The 15,366-nt window shown below is 46.1% G+C and carries 14 protein-coding genes; 3 read left to right on the top strand and 11 right to left on the bottom strand.

All coding sequences use genetic code 11. The features are described from left to right. Positions 1 to 78: 78 nt before the first annotated feature. The 5 genes from ACF8CV_RS00930 to ACF8CV_RS00910 form a co-directional block, all read right to left on the bottom strand. A complete protein-coding gene (locus tag ACF8CV_RS00930) occupies positions 79 to 948 on the bottom strand; it encodes a LysR substrate-binding domain-containing protein (RefSeq protein WP_029805660.1) in 870 nt (289 codons plus the stop codon). Positions 949 to 1,152: 204 nt separating this feature from the next. Further along, entirely contained in the window at positions 1,153 to 2,130 is a 978-nt protein-coding gene (locus tag ACF8CV_RS00925; protein WP_015312861.1) for an OmpA family protein, read from the bottom strand. 454 nt (positions 2,131 to 2,584) lie between these two features. After that, positions 2,585 to 3,709 (bottom strand): M14-type cytosolic carboxypeptidase, encoded by a 1,125-nt coding sequence (locus ACF8CV_RS00920; protein WP_005481455.1) that lies wholly within the window; start codon positions 3,707 to 3,709, stop codon positions 2,585 to 2,587. 113 nt (positions 3,710 to 3,822) lie between these two features. Then, entirely contained in the window at positions 3,823 to 5,223 is a 1,401-nt protein-coding gene (locus tag ACF8CV_RS00915; RefSeq protein WP_138937840.1) for an FAD-dependent oxidoreductase, read from the bottom strand. Between the two features lie 233 nt (positions 5,224 to 5,456). After that, the gene (locus ACF8CV_RS00910; RefSeq protein ID WP_020841762.1) at positions 5,457 to 5,816 is read right to left on the bottom strand and encodes a DUF3316 domain-containing protein; all 360 of its coding nucleotides are present in this window, start codon (positions 5,814 to 5,816) and stop codon (positions 5,457 to 5,459) included. A 425-nt stretch (positions 5,817 to 6,241) separates the two neighbouring features. On the opposite strand from ACF8CV_RS00910, the gene ACF8CV_RS00905 reads away from it, so the two are divergent. Together ACF8CV_RS00905 and ACF8CV_RS00900 are read left to right on the top strand one after the other, a co-directional pair. After that, positions 6,242 to 7,150 (top strand): VirK/YbjX family protein, encoded by a 909-nt coding sequence (locus tag ACF8CV_RS00905; RefSeq protein ID WP_025505036.1) that lies wholly within the window; start codon positions 6,242 to 6,244, stop codon positions 7,148 to 7,150. Positions 7,151 to 7,200: 50 nt separating this feature from the next. Further along, positions 7,201 to 7,752, top strand: coding sequence for an outer membrane beta-barrel protein (locus ACF8CV_RS00900; protein WP_017448000.1), 552 nt, complete (start codon positions 7,201 to 7,203; stop codon positions 7,750 to 7,752). Between the two features lie 53 nt (positions 7,753 to 7,805). Here ACF8CV_RS00900 and ACF8CV_RS00895 read toward each other — a convergent pair whose 3' ends face one another. From ACF8CV_RS00895 to ACF8CV_RS00870, 6 genes are all read right to left on the bottom strand, one after another. Further along, the gene (locus ACF8CV_RS00895) at positions 7,806 to 8,714 is read right to left on the bottom strand and encodes a multidrug transporter (RefSeq protein ID WP_025575102.1); all 909 of its coding nucleotides are present in this window, start codon (positions 8,712 to 8,714) and stop codon (positions 7,806 to 7,808) included. 65 nt (positions 8,715 to 8,779) lie between these two features. Beyond that, on the bottom strand, positions 8,780 to 9,484 hold the full coding sequence (phnR, locus tag ACF8CV_RS00890) for a phosphonate utilization transcriptional regulator PhnR (RefSeq protein WP_005463955.1): 705 nt from the start codon (positions 9,482 to 9,484) through the stop codon (positions 8,780 to 8,782). A 9-nt stretch (positions 9,485 to 9,493) separates the two neighbouring features. After that, entirely contained in the window at positions 9,494 to 11,218 is a 1,725-nt protein-coding gene (locus ACF8CV_RS00885; protein ID WP_025522305.1) for a putative 2-aminoethylphosphonate ABC transporter permease subunit, read from the bottom strand. An 8-nt stretch (positions 11,219 to 11,226) separates the two neighbouring features. After that, positions 11,227 to 12,345 (bottom strand): putative 2-aminoethylphosphonate ABC transporter ATP-binding protein, encoded by a 1,119-nt coding sequence (locus ACF8CV_RS00880; RefSeq protein WP_025536258.1) that lies wholly within the window; start codon positions 12,343 to 12,345, stop codon positions 11,227 to 11,229. 103 nt (positions 12,346 to 12,448) lie between these two features. Next, positions 12,449 to 12,859 carry a GNAT family N-acetyltransferase gene (locus ACF8CV_RS00875; protein WP_029804988.1) on the bottom strand — a complete coding sequence of 137 codons (411 nt, stop codon included), beginning with the start codon at positions 12,857 to 12,859 and terminating at the stop codon, positions 12,449 to 12,451. Positions 12,860 to 12,971: 112 nt separating this feature from the next. Further along, a complete protein-coding gene (locus ACF8CV_RS00870) occupies positions 12,972 to 13,982 on the bottom strand; it encodes a putative 2-aminoethylphosphonate ABC transporter substrate-binding protein (protein ID WP_025533230.1) in 1,011 nt (336 codons plus the stop codon). Between the two features lie 267 nt (positions 13,983 to 14,249). On the opposite strand from ACF8CV_RS00870, the gene phnW reads away from it, so the two are divergent. Then, positions 14,250 to 15,353 (top strand): 2-aminoethylphosphonate--pyruvate transaminase, encoded by a 1,104-nt coding sequence (gene phnW, locus ACF8CV_RS00865; RefSeq protein WP_138937841.1) that lies wholly within the window; start codon positions 14,250 to 14,252, stop codon positions 15,351 to 15,353. The last annotated feature ends 13 nt before the right edge of the window (positions 15,354 to 15,366 follow it).

The raw sequence follows: 15,366 nt of genomic DNA, 5'->3' as shown, positions 1-15,366 counted from the left end.
GACCAAAAAGCACCCAACTTTGTTAGCTCAATCGCAGGAAACCACTTTCACTTATTCGAAGATGCAAGACTTTTAAGCTTATAGACTTTGCATGACCCAATGAGTAAAAGCCTCAACTTGCGGTTTATCGCTTTCCCTTACCACTATATGATGCGCGCTGGCGCTTGGCATGGACCATCCACCAATCGGAACCAAAAGTCCTTGTTGTAGCTCATCCTCCACTAAAAAGTCCCTAACAAGCAGTATGCCTAACTGATTCACCGCCGCTTGAATGGCTAGTAAGGAATGTTCAAACTCGGCGATAGGTTTACTCACTTTGCCTTCATAGCCCTGAAAACACAGCCAAGCTTGCCACGATTCATGGTATCCGCCCGTGCACAGTTTAGGCGCTAGCGCGATATCGGTAAGATGAATGACCGAATTAAGATTTAAAAAACCAGGGCTCGCCACCACTATCCAGTTTTCTTGGGTAAGTTGAACAGCCTGCTCTGATTGCCACTCTCCATAACCGTTGATGATCTCCACATCCGCAATGGCACTAGTATTCGGCACCGTGTTGGCAGTCGTTGAAATTTTTATCACGACATCAGGGTGCTGACGATGAAAATCAGCCAAGCGCGGCATTAACCATTGAGAACAAAAGCTGTGAGCAACATGAAGCGTCAGTTGAGTATTTTTCTGGCGAGCAAAAAGGTGTTGAGTTGCGACAGATAGCATCTGCAAAGTCTGGCTAACAACAGGCAAGTAGGCTTGGGCAACTTGTGTTAATAAAAGCTGCGCACCATTGCGCTCAAAAAGTATCGCGTTTAACTGAAGTTCCAACGATTTAACTTGCTGACTGACCGCCGCGCGAGTGACATTTAGCTCTTTTGCAGCTTTTGTAAAGCTTCGCAAACGGGCTGTTGCTTCAAAGGCTTTCAGGGCATTAAGTGGTGGGAGGTTTTGCATCATGCTCTCCTACTAAACGGAGCATCGATATTATGAATCTGTGATGACAGAATGATGAACAACAAGCAAAGCGCACGCCGCCGCCGTCATTTCAATATACAGCCCAACAACCGTCTCGGTTCCATGCAAGCATAAGTTTGAAGACAAGATCAAAAAAGCCAGCGATAAACGCTGGCTTTTTGCTTTGTTGGCTTTAGCAACAAACTATTGAGCTTGTTCAGTCGTTTGGTATTCAAACGCAGGAACAACTACTTCTACACGACGGTTCGCTTCGCGACCTTGACGAGTTTCGTTGCTAGCAACTGGGTTTGCTTCACCCATGCCTTTAACTGTCATACGGTCAGCAGCGATACCTTTCGCTTCGAATTCATTAGCAACCGCTTTAGCACGCTTTTCAGTTAGCTGTTGGTTGTACTGAGCAGAACCCGTTGTGTCACTGTAACCAGTGATCTCAACTTTAGCTTGTGGGTAAGTGTTCATTAGATCAACTGTACCAGAAAGTGCTGATGCATCTTTCACTTCTGCGCTTTCTAGGCCGAATTGTACTGTTGCTGTTTGAGCTGGGTACACGTGCTCAACGATACGAGTAGATGGACGTGTTTCTACCACTTCTTCAACTGCTTCTTCTTGAACTACTGGCTCAGAACCAAACTTGTAGTTGAAGCCGATACCGAAGAAGTCAGAATCCATGTCATCAATGATGTCGTCAGACATGTCTTGGTAACGTTGGTATTCAGCACGTAGGCTCCAGTTGTAGTTGATTTTGTACTCAGCACCTAGAGAGCCAGTTGGAACAAAGTCTTTCTCGTCACCAGCCATCATGTATGCCGCACCTACTTTAGCGAACAGGTTCCAAGAATCTGTTAGAGGTAGGTTGAATTTAGGAGCTAGAGTCAACGCCCAAAGGTCACCATCAACTGTGTTTAGACCAGGCTTTTTGAAGTTAGCCGTGAAATCACCTAGGTAATCAACACCGTATTCTGCAGCAACGTATTCGTTGAAGTTGTAACCAATGTGCATACCAGCTGCAAAGCTGTCGTCGTCACAAGGTTCGTTTAGGTAACATGCATCGTTTAGAGAGTTGTAACCTACTTTACCGCCAATGTAAGTGTCAGCAAGTGCAACGTTAGAGATCACACCACCAGCAAGTACAGTAGCCACTGCAATAGCGATTTTTTTCATTATTTTTTTCCTTTTTCTTGTACACAAAGCAACACAAATTAAGCAAGTCGCTGCTTATCATGTGAAGCCGCAACTTTCTCTTTTTAGTTGAATAGAAACAGCTAAATTTCGTAGGAAGGAATCAAAAAATGATATTCGAACGCCAATGATGTAACACGGATACCACCACCTCTCGATCACACGTTAATTATCTAAACGTGGGCTCTCATTTGAGGAGAAAATCCAACGACATTGGTTTAGCCATAGTCAATTCGTTGCGGAGAATATCACACTCTTAGCACTTTTCTGTGATGCAAATCACCCTATTTTTGCAGTTTCTCAAACTTGAGAAGAACTCAGTAAATGGATGAATGGCAACTAATTTTTACAATAAGAAATGCGAATAACAGGAAAGAAAACAGCCCATCAAAGATGAGCTGTTCGGTAATGAATCAATGCTGTGGAACTATTGCATTTAAATTTTGTCGGTCACCGCAAGTGTTGCTGCAAGCACGTCTTGCCCAAACATCACGCTGCGCTCAGGAGACCAACCGTACAACGGATCAGGGTGGTTGTTATTGTCTTTGAATGGCATCTCAATTGTGTACGATAAGCACTTAAATTGCTCGGCAACCCAATTTGAACCAACCGTCAGGTTTGCCTTGCCTGGTTCGTCTTTGTCGTAGCCAATTTCATCTTGGAACTCTGGCGTAATAGTCAACAGTGCTTGTTTGAATGCATTTTCCAGCGCCGCTAAGTTTTCATCGTACGATGGAATGCCTTCAGAGCCTGCAACAAAGTTGTATGGGATCGCTTCATCACCATGAACATCTAAGAACATATCCACGCCCGTTTCGAGCATGCGTTCACGAACAAGGAACACCTCTGGGCTTTTCTCCATTGAAGGCGTTTGCCATTCACGGTTTAGGTTTACACCAACCGCATTCGTGCGTAGGTGACCACGAATACCACCATCTGGGTTCATGTTAGGTACAACGTAAAGCACTGCTTTCTCAAGTAATGCACGGGCAACCGTATCGTTTTCATCCAGCAGACGCTGAATCATACCTTCCATAAACCACTCGGCCATGGTTTCGCCCGGATGCTGACGCGCGATCATCCAGATTTTCTTTTTGCCTTCTTCTGGCTCACCAAAAGTCAGTAGGCTCATGTCGTTACCATCTAGGGTATGACCCAGTGTATCTAGCTTGCAGTGGTGCGCGCTTTGCGCCATGTGCAGTAGATCGAGATGGCGATCATAAGTGTACGGTGCAAAGTATGCGAAATAGATAGAGCTGCGCTCTGGGATCACAGTAAACGTTAATGTGTCACCATCAAATTCAGCAGGAATACGGAACCATTCTTCACGGTCATAAGACGCAACAACGTCGTAACCTTGCCAACCTTCAGGGTATGCTGACTTCGCTAGATCGAGCAGTTTGATGGTGTGTGACTGCTCTGCTTCAGTTTCTAAGCGGAAGTGGAACCATTGGTAGAATTCCGACATGTTGTCGTTAGGGATTTTCAGTTGGATGTCATTTTTATCATCCGCTTTAACGACATGGATGCTACCGCTGTCGAAGTTGCTGAATATTTTCATTCTGTTACTCACCTTTTGAATCTGAGCTTGAAAGAGAGAGGCTAACACAAGGCGAAAGCCCGCCCCAACGACTTTCACTGCAAACTGTCTCGTTTGTGGCTAAAGTCTTCAGTTTAGTCGAGCTTATCCGCTTTGCCTGCTGGCCCTGCAAGTTTTGCCAGCCACTTATCCCAGATAAATGGCTTTTGACCACAATCTTCTGCCTCTTCTTTTCTGCGTACCGCATTACGCACCGTCATTGCGCCAATCCAGCGAAACGGCTCTGGAGGAAAATGTCCCAATGGTCCTTTGGCTAAGCCACTTCGAGTCCATTCGTTATCCAACCCTAACACCATAGAAGAGAGGATTTTTCCGCCCATGCGAGTCTGCGCAACACCATTACCTGAATAGCCAAAACCATAAAAGACATTACGTTGCTCGTTCAACTTCCCAAAAAATGGAAAGCCGGAGGTTGAGCGATCGGATCCTCCTGTCCATGAGTATTCAAACTCCGCCTCTTTCAAACTCGGGAAAAGTTTATCGAATGACTTCCTTAGAAGATTTTGATAACGAGTTGGTTTATTGAACATCACGTCCACTTGGTTGTTGAAAGAGAACTGATTGCCTCCCTTGCCTAACATGAGGCGACCATCTGGCGTATCGCGGTAGTAATGAACAAAAATACGCGAATCTAACACGCTCGTTCCCGCTTGCCAGCCCGTTTTCCGTAACGACTCACCAAGCGGTTTGGTGATGACCATGTCGGAAGAAACCACCACGATACTGTTTTTGAACTGTGTAAAGTGCTCCACCATCCATGCGTTTAATGCCAGCACAACCTGCTTTGCTTGTATTTGTACGTCAGGAGTGCTCACGGTAACTGGTTGGCCAAAATCCAATTTGGTCATTGGTGTGTTTTCGAAGATTTCGATCCCCATTTCTAATGCGACTCGGCGCAAACCTCTAGCCAACAAGGCGGGCTGGACGCTAGCAGCAACCGAAGAATGGAAACCTTCAAGATGACGGGGCGAGCCTGTATTTGCGTGCAGCTCATCTTCTTTGCAGCGACGCCAACTATTGACGCCTAAACGTGAAAGCTCATCGACGACAGGTTGCATGCAGCCCGCTTGCGCGTGATTTGTTGCAGTGTAATACACGCCTTTAAGCGACAACTTAGCATCAATATGGTGCTGTTTACAAAACGCGTCAATTTCAAGCACGGCTTGTTCGGACTCTTTGACTAACCAAGCAGCCTGAGCTTCACCAAACAAACGTTTTAAGGTCGGAAACTTTGTCGACCAAGTCAGCATGCAACCACCATTCGCTCCAGACGCGCCACTACCGCACAGCCCCTTTTCTATCACAACAACATGCTTTTTCGGTGCTTGCTGTTTGATCATAATGGCGGTCCAAAGTCCGGTGTAACCACCGCCAATAATCGCGACATCAGCGTTGATATCTTCATTCAGAGGCTTAGCTGGTTGAGGCTGTTCAAGTTCAAGCGCTTGCTTAAACCAGTAAGATAGGTGTGCCATTGTTTTTCCTTCGTGTCATTCATGAACTTGTTTTCGAGAAGCTCACTGTACAAACGATGCGCAGTTTCAACGAGCAAGAAAAACTATCGCTGCGCGTAAGAAAAAATGACGCCACGCGGCAAAGTGACGGGCGATTTTAAAGAACCGAAAAGCACAAAAAAGGAGGAGCGTGGCTCCTCCAAAAAATGCAATGATATTAACTATTAGGGATAGATTAAGGGGAATAGCGTCAGTTAGTACCTACCAGGCTCGCGCATACGGTATTCGTATGTCACATTTACTACTGGCTGGTAAGTCACCTGACCATTACTTTCCATAAATTCATCGACCGTCACTTTTGAATCGGTAATCGAAAATGACTGACGATCCACAAACTCAGACTTACGAGTAAATTCGTCTCTAAGCTGGCCAGACGATTTGTTCTGGTAATCTTGGAGCATAACTCGCCCCATATCGTAAGCCGCTTCTTTACTATCCACGACAGCACCGTGAATAGTTTGCGTATTGTTCGTCCACTGATAGCCACCAGCAAATACAACAGAAGGTGCAGTAGTCAGAGCGAGAAGACTTGCTAAAGTAATTAAGCGTTTCATAAACCTCTCCTTTACTTCCTTACTATCGAACCTGCATTGGTTCGATACCTATAAGTTACGTATAAAGACCTGTAGCACGTCAAATTAATTTCAAATTATGTTCAAGTTTTGTTCAATTTGGTTCTGTGCATGCTTTTGTTTATGACCCAATTCGATCTTTTTCAAACTTGAAATATGCTCTAGCAAAGACCTATCCCTGACACTTCCTTACTCACTCATACAATACCTGCCGTGGTTTTTCTCTTAGAATCCCGAACAAACGAACACTGTTCAAAATTAATTTTGAGTACGTTGGAATCAGCAAGAACACACCTCCTATTTATGCCTTGTGCATCTCTCCATTTTCGTGTTCCTCGCTGTTATTTCTCGTGCTGTTAAAACAGAACCCCAGTTAAGACAAGCTCTTAAGTGAGTCGGGAGTGAAAATGACTGCAAATAAATCCATTTTTGATCATACCAAAGTGATCTATGCTGATGAGTACGCCAACACCTATAACCCTATTTGGGTATATAGAATGAAGTTCATCATGCGTGCGCTTTACTACAAACGAGCATTCAAACACCTTGCGAACAACATTGAATCGTCTTTGTTAGACATGCTTTGTACGCGTACACACCGATTCCTAGAAAAACCGTTTCGCCCGTACATCATTAAGAATAACTCTGCTTTTGATCGCTCCAACTTGGTGGTTGATCACTACAAAACGATTTCAGAACTGCTTTCTAAAGAGACCATTGCCGAGATTTACACCGACTCAAAAGGCTTAACGCTGACCTCATTTGAAATCGATGGCATCGAGTACTCGGTTCGATTGGTTTACGAAGCACGTTACCAAAAAGAAGGCGACATGAGTCTTGTGCTGCACAGCGCTGAAGACGGCAACTTCTACACACTTTCGTTTACCGTTGGTCATGTAGACACAGGGCGCTGCATTATGATAGGTGGCCTACAAGGCCCTCGAAGCAGTGAAGAAAACAACGCAAAAATCAAAAAACTGACTCGAAAACTGTACGGTCAGCGACCAAAAAGCTTGATGGTGAGTTTGCTAACACTCATTGCTCAAGTCTGGGAAGTAAACACCATACTCGCCGTAAAAACGCAATCTCACACATACGCAGCACGACGTTACAGTAAAGGACGCATCAAAACCGACTACGACGCACTATGGCAAGAGTTGGGGGGCATTGAATACAACCGCCATTTCTACGCATTAAAAGTGAATGATACGCGCCGCGATACTGAGGGAATGTCTCGCTCCAAACGCTCGATGTACCGCCGTCGTTATGAGTGGCTAGACAACACCAAAGCTGAGTTTGCGACGCGTCTGCGTTAATCCAGCGTATCACGCGATACTTGTTTATTCGTTTACTATTCGGAGTCCTTATGTCTTACAAATACGCCGTAGCATGCTTGTTGTCTGCACTTTCTGTCACCGCTCATGCCGAGCCAACCAAACACATTGTGGGGGCGAATTTAGGCTATGGTGACGTTAGTTACGACGTCAATAATGGCCATGATGACGGCGACATGTTCTTAGGGGATGTGTATTACCGTTACATGTTCGACCAAAACTTCGGCCTTGAAGCAGGTTACAAAGGCGCGTTTAACGGCATTGGTTCTGTACTCATTAGCCCAATATCAGAAATCACCGACGTGAGTTATGGCGGTCCGCGAATCAGCGGTTACGTAAGCTACCCTTTGGGTGCTGGTTTTGAGCTTTACGGTAAAGGCGGTATCACTTACTACACGTTAAGTTACACGCTTAAAAACAATGGCCAGAATAAAGAATATGACGAGTCTAGCCTTGGCGGAGAAGCCGCAGCAGGTGTCGCCTGGGGCTATAAACACTTTGGTTTGAACTTAGAATACAATTACGCCAAAAACAGCGATTTTGATTCTGGTGGCGTGATGTTTGGCGCACAAATGCGTTTCTAACTCATCCCTCTTTTCTAAGGCACCTGAATTCCGGTGCCTTTAGTTTATGTGCTTCAAGCACCTTCTAAAGACAACACAATGCCTGCCAGGATGAAAGCCACACCGATACCTCGGGTGAGATACCATTTTTCCGCAAGCAACCAAATGCCCATCAATAAACCAAATACGATACTGATCTGGCGCAGCGCGACAACTAAGCTCACGTTGTCTGTCATCGTCATCGCAAACAGAACCAATCCATAAGTCGATGCCATCATAATGCCAGCCATACTTGCACTTTTTCGGATTCGCCAAGCCGCTTGCAACTCTTGATCATTTCCGGTGATCAGACACCAAAGTAAAACGGGTAAGCCCATCGCCCAAAACTGCGCACCAAGATAGAAGATCGCGCTGTATTGATCGTTGAAAATAGTTGATGCTTGCTGAGTCAGTAACGTTAATGCCTCTTTGTCCACCACAGAGTAACCTGTCGTGCCAATTGCCGCGATCAACGCCCAAAACACGCCTACATTTAGATACGCCACCAAAGAAACTTGGCGAACATGAGTCAACGGAACCAAAATGCAGCCAAAGGTGATCAACACAAAACCAAGCCACTGTTGAGATGAAAGCGCATGGCCGAGTGCAACACTGAACCCTCCCACCATCATGACCGGCAAAGCGCGTGCAATTGGGTAAATCACACCAACATCGGCATGTTTATACGCCATGATCAAACCGACGAGATACACAATTTGCGCTATTCCACTAAAAGCCAGCATTCCCCAAAACTCAACTGGCAACGAAGTCCAACCGAGCGTGATTAAATACCAAATCAGATATGGGGTAAGCACTCCACAAGCAGACAGGCTTGCAGCCATCGTGAATGCCATGCCTGATCCGGAATGGCTTTTACCCAAGATATTCCAGCCTGCATGCAAAACCGCAGAAAATACAACGAGTGCGATTGCCAAAAAATCCATTTGTTTTCCTGTTTAGATAAAACAAAGGCTCCGAGATGGAGCCTTTGAATATGAAAATGCGAACATTAGTGATTGAGCTCTGCTACCGACTCAATACTGATGGCATCGTGACGCCAGTATTCAATATCGCAGTCAATCAACTCGCCATGTTGGTTATAGTTAGTGCGTTCAACAACCATTGCCGGAGTGCCCGATGTTGCTCGCAACGCTTGCGCGACTTCACCAAGCAAGGTACTGGTAGAAATACGGTAACGCGTCTTCTGATACACCACACCAAAGTGCTCGCGATAAATGTCGGTCAGCGAGTTGGTCAAATCAAAGCTCAATAAATTGGGGAAGATCTCTGGGCGAATATAGTTGGTCACATACACCACAGGTCTGTCTTCCAAATATCGAACGCGGTCGACACGAAAAACATCAGAGAACGGCTGCAGTTGTAACAAGCGCGCAGATTGCTTGTTAGCTAAAGTGCCCTTTGCCGCAATCAGCTCCGTTTTTGGCACGCGATTTTGCGCTTTCGCCATGTTCGGAAAATTAAGTGTTTGAGTAGGGTCGTAGCGTAGTGGCTCAGGTGAAATAAACCAGCCTCTGCGATCTTCACGATAAATTCGTCCTTCGGCTTCCAATAACGACAACGCTTCGCGCAACGTAACTCGGGTTGTGTCGAACGACTCCGCCAACTTGCGCTCCGCAGGCAATTTCTGACGCGGTGATAGCATGCCCGCTTCAATCTGTTCAACAATCGAATCTTTAATTTTTACGTACTGCACGAGGTGTCCTTATCTTTTACGCCAAGCCTGAGTGCGACTTTCTAACCACTTCCCCAACGTCATCTGAACGATCTTCGCAATCGCGGCTGCAATCATGATCATCACGGCCATCGCAGCAGCTGCGCCCGTTTGGCCTGCATCGTCCATGTTTAGAATCGATACCGAAGCAGGAATCGTATCGGTTGAGTACAGGAATACTACCGCAGAAGTGGTGGTCAATGCATTAACAAACAAGTAGGTTGCGATGTCTAAAACAGCAGGCATACAAACCGGTAAGGTCACTTTGAAGAACAACTTATACTGAGGCAGCCTGACCGATGCTGCCGTCGCTTCTATCTCTGAAGGCAGTTGCTTGAGAGCGGTTAACGCTGTCATGTGGCCGACTGTGTAATAGTGCACTACGGTGTTAATCACCAGAAACGCCATCGTACCGTAAAGCACATTCAATGGGTTGTTCACATCATTGAAGTAAAAGATGTATCCCAAACCCAAAACCATGCCCGGCACCGCCATTGGCACCACGCTCAGCATTTGCATCGCCTGACGAACTGGCCCAAACGCACGACCTTTTTCAATACAGTAGGCACCGACAAAAATCACAGCGGTACCAATCAGCGCAGTCCAACCTGCCAGCGTTAACGAGTTGAAGAATGGGCTCCAACCGTAAGTGCTCATTTCAGCAAAGTTGTAATTGTTTAGCGTCAGCGCTTTATTCCACGGCCAAAATGTCACTAGAGAGCCGTACACCGCCATGCCTAACACTGCCAGTACTGCGACAGAAATCAGTGAACAGTATACGAAGCAAAGGCCATCACGCGTTTTGTTGGGTTCTGGCTGATAAGGCACTGAACGTGTGTCGAATAAGCTCTTTTGTTTTTTCTGCACCCAACGATCCGCACCAAACGCCATTACCGCAGGAAATAACAGCATGATGCTGGTTACCGCACCCATGGCAAAGTTTTGCTGGCCCACCACTTGTTTGAAGATGTCGGTCGCCAGAACGTTATAGCTTCCGCCAATGACTTTCGGCACACCAAAATCGGTGATCACCAACGTGAATACGACAATCAGAGTGCTGATCAAACCGTATTTCGCCGCAGGTAACGTCACCATAAAAAAGGTCTTCATCGGTGAGGTTTTTAGAGCACGAGCGGCCTCATACAAACGGGCATCGGAAGTACGCAGCGAAGTGGTCAAAATCATCAGAGCATGAGGAAAGGTCCAAAAGATCAACCCCATTGAAATACCAATCACACCATACACTGAGTGACCACCAAGTAGCTCTTTCGCAACCCCTTGATTGCCAAAGAGGAAGATCAAGCTGATCGCAGGCAAAAGTGAGGGAGCAAGGATTGGCGCGGTACCTAAGATGTGAAATAGACCTTTAAATGGCATGCATGAACGCGTGAGTGCGTAAGCGTAACCAAAGGCCAGAATACCGACCACCGTCGTTACAACGAGTCCCAAACTAAACGTATTACCAACGGAAACCCACAAGCTTGAAGAAGAAAAATAAGTCGCAAAGTTGGCTAACCCAACAAACTCTCCATCGCTGTTTTGTACGCTTTTGGCCAGCATCGCCCACAATGGCATCAAGATGAACAAGATCATCATCGTGGAAAGACCCGCCAACAAGCCAAACAGCACGATATTGTCGCGGCTAATGCGTCCCATCATTGATTTCGCTTTGTCTTGAGTCGTCAGGCTATTCATCGTCATTGTCTTCGCATCCATGTTTGCACCTATGCCGCCAACGCTTTTGTAAACGCATTCCCCTGAGAAGGGATCACATAGCCGTGCAAGCCACTTTCCAAGAACTGAATGTAACGCACATCACCAATGCGAATATTGAAGTTTTGCACCGTCTCGACTGGCACATCAACAACGATTGGTTTCGCTTGGCTGTCGTTTTGTAGCTCACAATCCACGCGGAAAAATGCGCCCAAAAACTCGGTAGCGGTAATGCGTACAGGCAGAGAGTTGCGGTAGTTTTCGACAAACTTGATGTTCTCGGGACGCACCGCCAAATCAAAGCGATCACCACGTTGAATCTTACGATTGGTTAAACTTGGTGCTGGCAGTAGAGTCTCAGCAATACGCACCTGAGATTCGGTCACAACAGATGTCTCGATAAAATTCATGCTGCCGACAAACTCGGCCACAAAACGCGTTGCCGGTTGTTGGTAGATTTCTTGAGGCGTGCCGACTTGCTCAATTACGCCATGGTTCATCACCACAATTCGATCTGCCATCGAAAGCGCTTCATCCTGATCGTGCGTAACCATAATGGTAGTGATGCCCAGCTTTCGTTGCAGCTTACAAATTTCATCACGTAAGTGAACACGTACTTTCGCATCCAACGCAGATAAAGGTTCATCAAGAAGAAGCAGTCCCGGAGATAAAGCAAGCGCTCGCGCTAACGCCACACGTTGTTGCTGACCGCCCGACAACTGGTTAGGAAACTTCTGCCCTGAGGTTGGTAAGCCTATCGTTTCGAGCCACTGCTCTACTTTCTCCAGCGCCTCTTTGGTTGACATACCTTGGTTTTTCAAACCCACCGCAATGTTCTCTTGTACGGTGAGGTTTGGAAACAGCGCGTAAGACTGAAACACAATGCCGAAATCACGCTTTTCTGGTGGTAGAAATGTGGTCTCTTGACCGTTTTGAAAAATCGCGCCAGAAGTAGGTAGATCTAAACCTGCAATTGCACGTAACAACGTAGTTTTACCGCAGCCAGAAGGGCCTAAAAAACAAACGAACTCGCCCTTTTCAATCGCTAGCGAGATTTTCTTTAATGCCGTGAACTGTCCGAATTGCTTCACTACATTTTCGATATTTAGGTAATGTTGGTTAGTTGACATAACACACGCTCCAAATGGTATATACCAACTTTAGTTTTGGAGTGTTACGTTCCAATGACAAATTTATAGCCAGAAGATGACAAATAGATGAACGCCCTCGACATTAAACGCTTAAATCTAAACTCATCTTGAAATACGGAATGTCTGATTTATAAAAGCGCTCGCCCTCCTTCTGTAATCCAAACTTCTGATAAATTCTCAACGCCGACTCACGCGCATCGCACCAGAATACCGCTGCGTTCAACGCCTTAGCATCTTCAATCATCGTCTCCAACATTCGAGAGCCGATCCCTTTCCCTTGTTGACTTGAAGATACCGCAAACTTCCTTAGTCTTGCTGCGCCATTGTTGAAGAAGACTGACGCCACACCCACCAGCTCTCCGTTCACATAACTCCCGTAATGATAGCCAGTTTCATCTTCATCAACCTTGCAAAATTCAATGCTTTTGCTTGGCCATAAAACCTGCTGTCGAAGCGGCAGTGTCTGCTCCGCATTAATACGTTGGATTTCCATGCACTTCCTCTTTTCTACCTGAGTATCCGGCCACTAATGTGCCTCTACTTTTCGCAAGATGCAAAAAAGGAGAGCAACCGCTCTCCTTTGACAATCGGATTTGTCGTAACCCTTATGATTTTGGCTCTGATTTCGCGTCAAATTTCTCAGACCATGTCGCTAAGATTTCTGCACGCTTGCTGCCCATTTGCGCGAAGTCCATCTTCGCCATGTTCTCTTGAACGTTCGGGAAGTTAGATACGGTCGCTTTCACTTCTTTATGTCCAACCACTGGGTACATTTCTACGTAGAGCTCATTTGCTGCTTTAGAGATTGACCAGTCGACAACACGCTTGGCTGCATCCGACTCTTTCACTAGGCCAACGGCTTCTGATTCCCAGCCGATACCTTTTGGTGTGATAACCGCTAGTGGTGCACCTTGTGTTTTCAGCTTCGCGCCGCGGCTCGCCATCGAAATACCGATAGCCACTTCGCCCATACCTGCTTGAACGCATGGCTTAGAACCAGAATGTGTGTAGTGTGCAATGTTTTTGTCTAGGTCACGCATGTAGTTCCATGCCTGATCTTCACCCATGTTTTGTAGCCAAGCAGACACCTGCATGTAACCAGTACCTGAAGAAGCTGGGTTAGGCATTGCAATGTGGCCTTTGTAAACCGGCTTCGTTAGGTCTTCCCAAGATGTTGGTTTAGGCAGGTTAAGTTGCTTCGCTACCGCTTCGTTGAAACAAACTGCGTTAAAGAACGCATCATTCCCAAACCAAGCTTGGTTTGATTGAGGGTCGTTTAGGTTCGCATGCAGCTCTTCCAAACCTTTTGGTGTGTAAGGCTTAAGAAGACCTTCATCTTTAAGCAATGCCATTGACGAGCCAGCAAGACCCCAAACCACTTCCGCTTGAGGGTTGTTCTTTTCTGCCAGCAATTTCGCCGTCATGATACCTGTTGAATCACGAACCCACTTAATCTTGATATCTGGGTTGTCTTTCTCAAACGCAGACTTGTATTTCGCAAGAATGTCAGTTTCGAAAGCGGTGTAAACCGTCACTTCCTGTGCTGCCATTGCATTCGTTGCTAGCAGAGAGACAAGTGCAGCCAGCGATCCTTTCATCAAACGGTTTTTCATCATTTTCTCCAGTTAATTTGGCTAAGTTTTCATTTGGTCTGTACCAGTTGACGATAACCACCCTACTGAGCCTTTGTGACGAAATCATGACCATAAAATGGCAGTTTTGAGAAAATTATCGATAAATAGGCGACCAACTGATCGGTGAAATTTTGGATATGAAAGTTTTATGAAATTCACTGAATGGCTATTTACGACCCTTTTTCATCCTTGCTAGAGTGAACCTAATTTCTGGTGTAGACCAATTAAATTATTCTGATGGAAATCGAGATGAAAAACGAATACCTACTACTGACTCCAGGTCCTCTATCTACTTCTGAAACGGTACGCGAAGCCATGCTGAAAGACTGGTGTACTTGGGATGATGAATACAACAAAGACATTGTCGAAGTGATCCGCACTAAGCTTGTAAAACTGGCGACGGAGAAAGACGGCTACACCAGCGTACTAATGCAAGGTAGCGGCACCGCATCAGTAGAAGCAACGATAGGCAGTGCCATTGGCAAAGATGGAAAATTGTTGGTTGTCGACAACGGTGCTTACGGTGCGCGTATCGCCCAGATCGCTGATTACCTAAATATTCCATGCCATGTTGTTTCCCCAGGCGAAACATCACAGCCACACTTGAACGAGGTGGAAACTGCATTGGCATCGGATCCTGCTATCACACACGTGGCGATTGTTCACTGTGAGACAACCACTGGCATGCTTAACCCAATTGAGGCATTTTCTTCTGCTGCAAAAGCGCACGGTAAAGTGGTTATTCTCGATGCCATGTCGAGCTTTGGTGGCATTCCTATCGATATCGCAGAGCTAGGCATCGATTTTATGATCAGCTCTGCTAACAAATGTATTCAAGGCGTACCGGGCTTCGGCTTTGTGATTGCGAAACAAACGGAACTCGAAAAGTGCCAAGGTCAGGCACGTTCTTTGAGCCTTGACCTTTACGACCAGTGGCACTGCATGGAAGTGAACCACGGCAAATGGCGTTTCACGTCTCCTACGCACACGGTTCGCGCTTTCTACCAAGCATTGTTAGAGCTGGAACAAGAAGGGGGCATTGAGGCTCGCTATAACCGTTACCAAACTAATCAGAAAATACTGGTTGCTGGTATGCGTTCTTTGGGTTTCAAGCCACTACTCGATGACGCGCTTCACTCGCCAATCATCACTTCTTTCTACTCTCCGACGCACAGAGATTACCAGTTCAAAGCGTTCTACACGCGTTTAAAAGAGCAAGGTTTTGTGATTTATCCGGGTAAAGTATCGAACGCCGATTGCTTCCGTATCGGCAACATTGGCGAAGTTTACCCAGCAGATATCGAGCGCTTAATCGCTGCGATTGAAAAAGCAATGTACTGGCAAGTTGCGTAAAGCAGCCTTCTGG

It is taken from the genome of Vibrio sp. zbq_1, from assembly GCF_043102935.1.
GTDB classification, from domain to species: domain Bacteria; phylum Pseudomonadota; class Gammaproteobacteria; order Enterobacterales; family Vibrionaceae; genus Vibrio; species Vibrio parahaemolyticus.
The sequence above is the reverse complement of the archived record's forward strand: the minus strand, read 5'-3'. Positions and strand labels throughout refer to the sequence as shown.

Coding starts and splice junctions, on each gene's coding strand:
- ACF8CV_RS00910 (WP_020841762.1), bottom strand. CDS start 5,816: ATGAAACGCTTAATTACTTTAGCAAGTCTTCTCGCTCTGACTACTGCA.
- phnW (WP_138937841.1), top strand. CDS start 14,250: ATGAAAAACGAATACCTACTACTGACTCCAGGTCCTCTATCTACTTCT.
- ACF8CV_RS00905 (WP_025505036.1), top strand. CDS start 6,242: ATGACTGCAAATAAATCCATTTTTGATCATACCAAAGTGATCTATGCT.
- ACF8CV_RS00920 (WP_005481455.1), bottom strand. CDS start 3,709: ATGAAAATATTCAGCAACTTCGACAGCGGTAGCATCCATGTCGTTAAA.
- ACF8CV_RS00925 (WP_015312861.1), bottom strand. CDS start 2,130: ATGAAAAAAATCGCTATTGCAGTGGCTACTGTACTTGCTGGTGGTGTG.
- ACF8CV_RS00915 (WP_138937840.1), bottom strand. CDS start 5,223: ATGGCACACCTATCTTACTGGTTTAAGCAAGCGCTTGAACTTGAACAG.
- ACF8CV_RS00930 (WP_029805660.1), bottom strand. CDS start 948: ATGCAAAACCTCCCACCACTTAATGCCCTGAAAGCCTTTGAAGCAACA.
- ACF8CV_RS00895 (WP_025575102.1), bottom strand. CDS start 8,714: ATGGATTTTTTGGCAATCGCACTCGTTGTATTTTCTGCGGTTTTGCAT.
- ACF8CV_RS00900 (WP_017448000.1), top strand. CDS start 7,201: ATGTCTTACAAATACGCCGTAGCATGCTTGTTGTCTGCACTTTCTGTC.
- ACF8CV_RS00870 (WP_025533230.1), bottom strand. CDS start 13,982: ATGATGAAAAACCGTTTGATGAAAGGATCGCTGGCTGCACTTGTCTCT.
- ACF8CV_RS00875 (WP_029804988.1), bottom strand. CDS start 12,859: ATGGAAATCCAACGTATTAATGCGGAGCAGACACTGCCGCTTCGACAG.
- ACF8CV_RS00880 (WP_025536258.1), bottom strand. CDS start 12,345: ATGTCAACTAACCAACATTACCTAAATATCGAAAATGTAGTGAAGCAA.
- ACF8CV_RS00885 (WP_025522305.1), bottom strand. CDS start 11,218: ATGGATGCGAAGACAATGACGATGAATAGCCTGACGACTCAAGACAAA.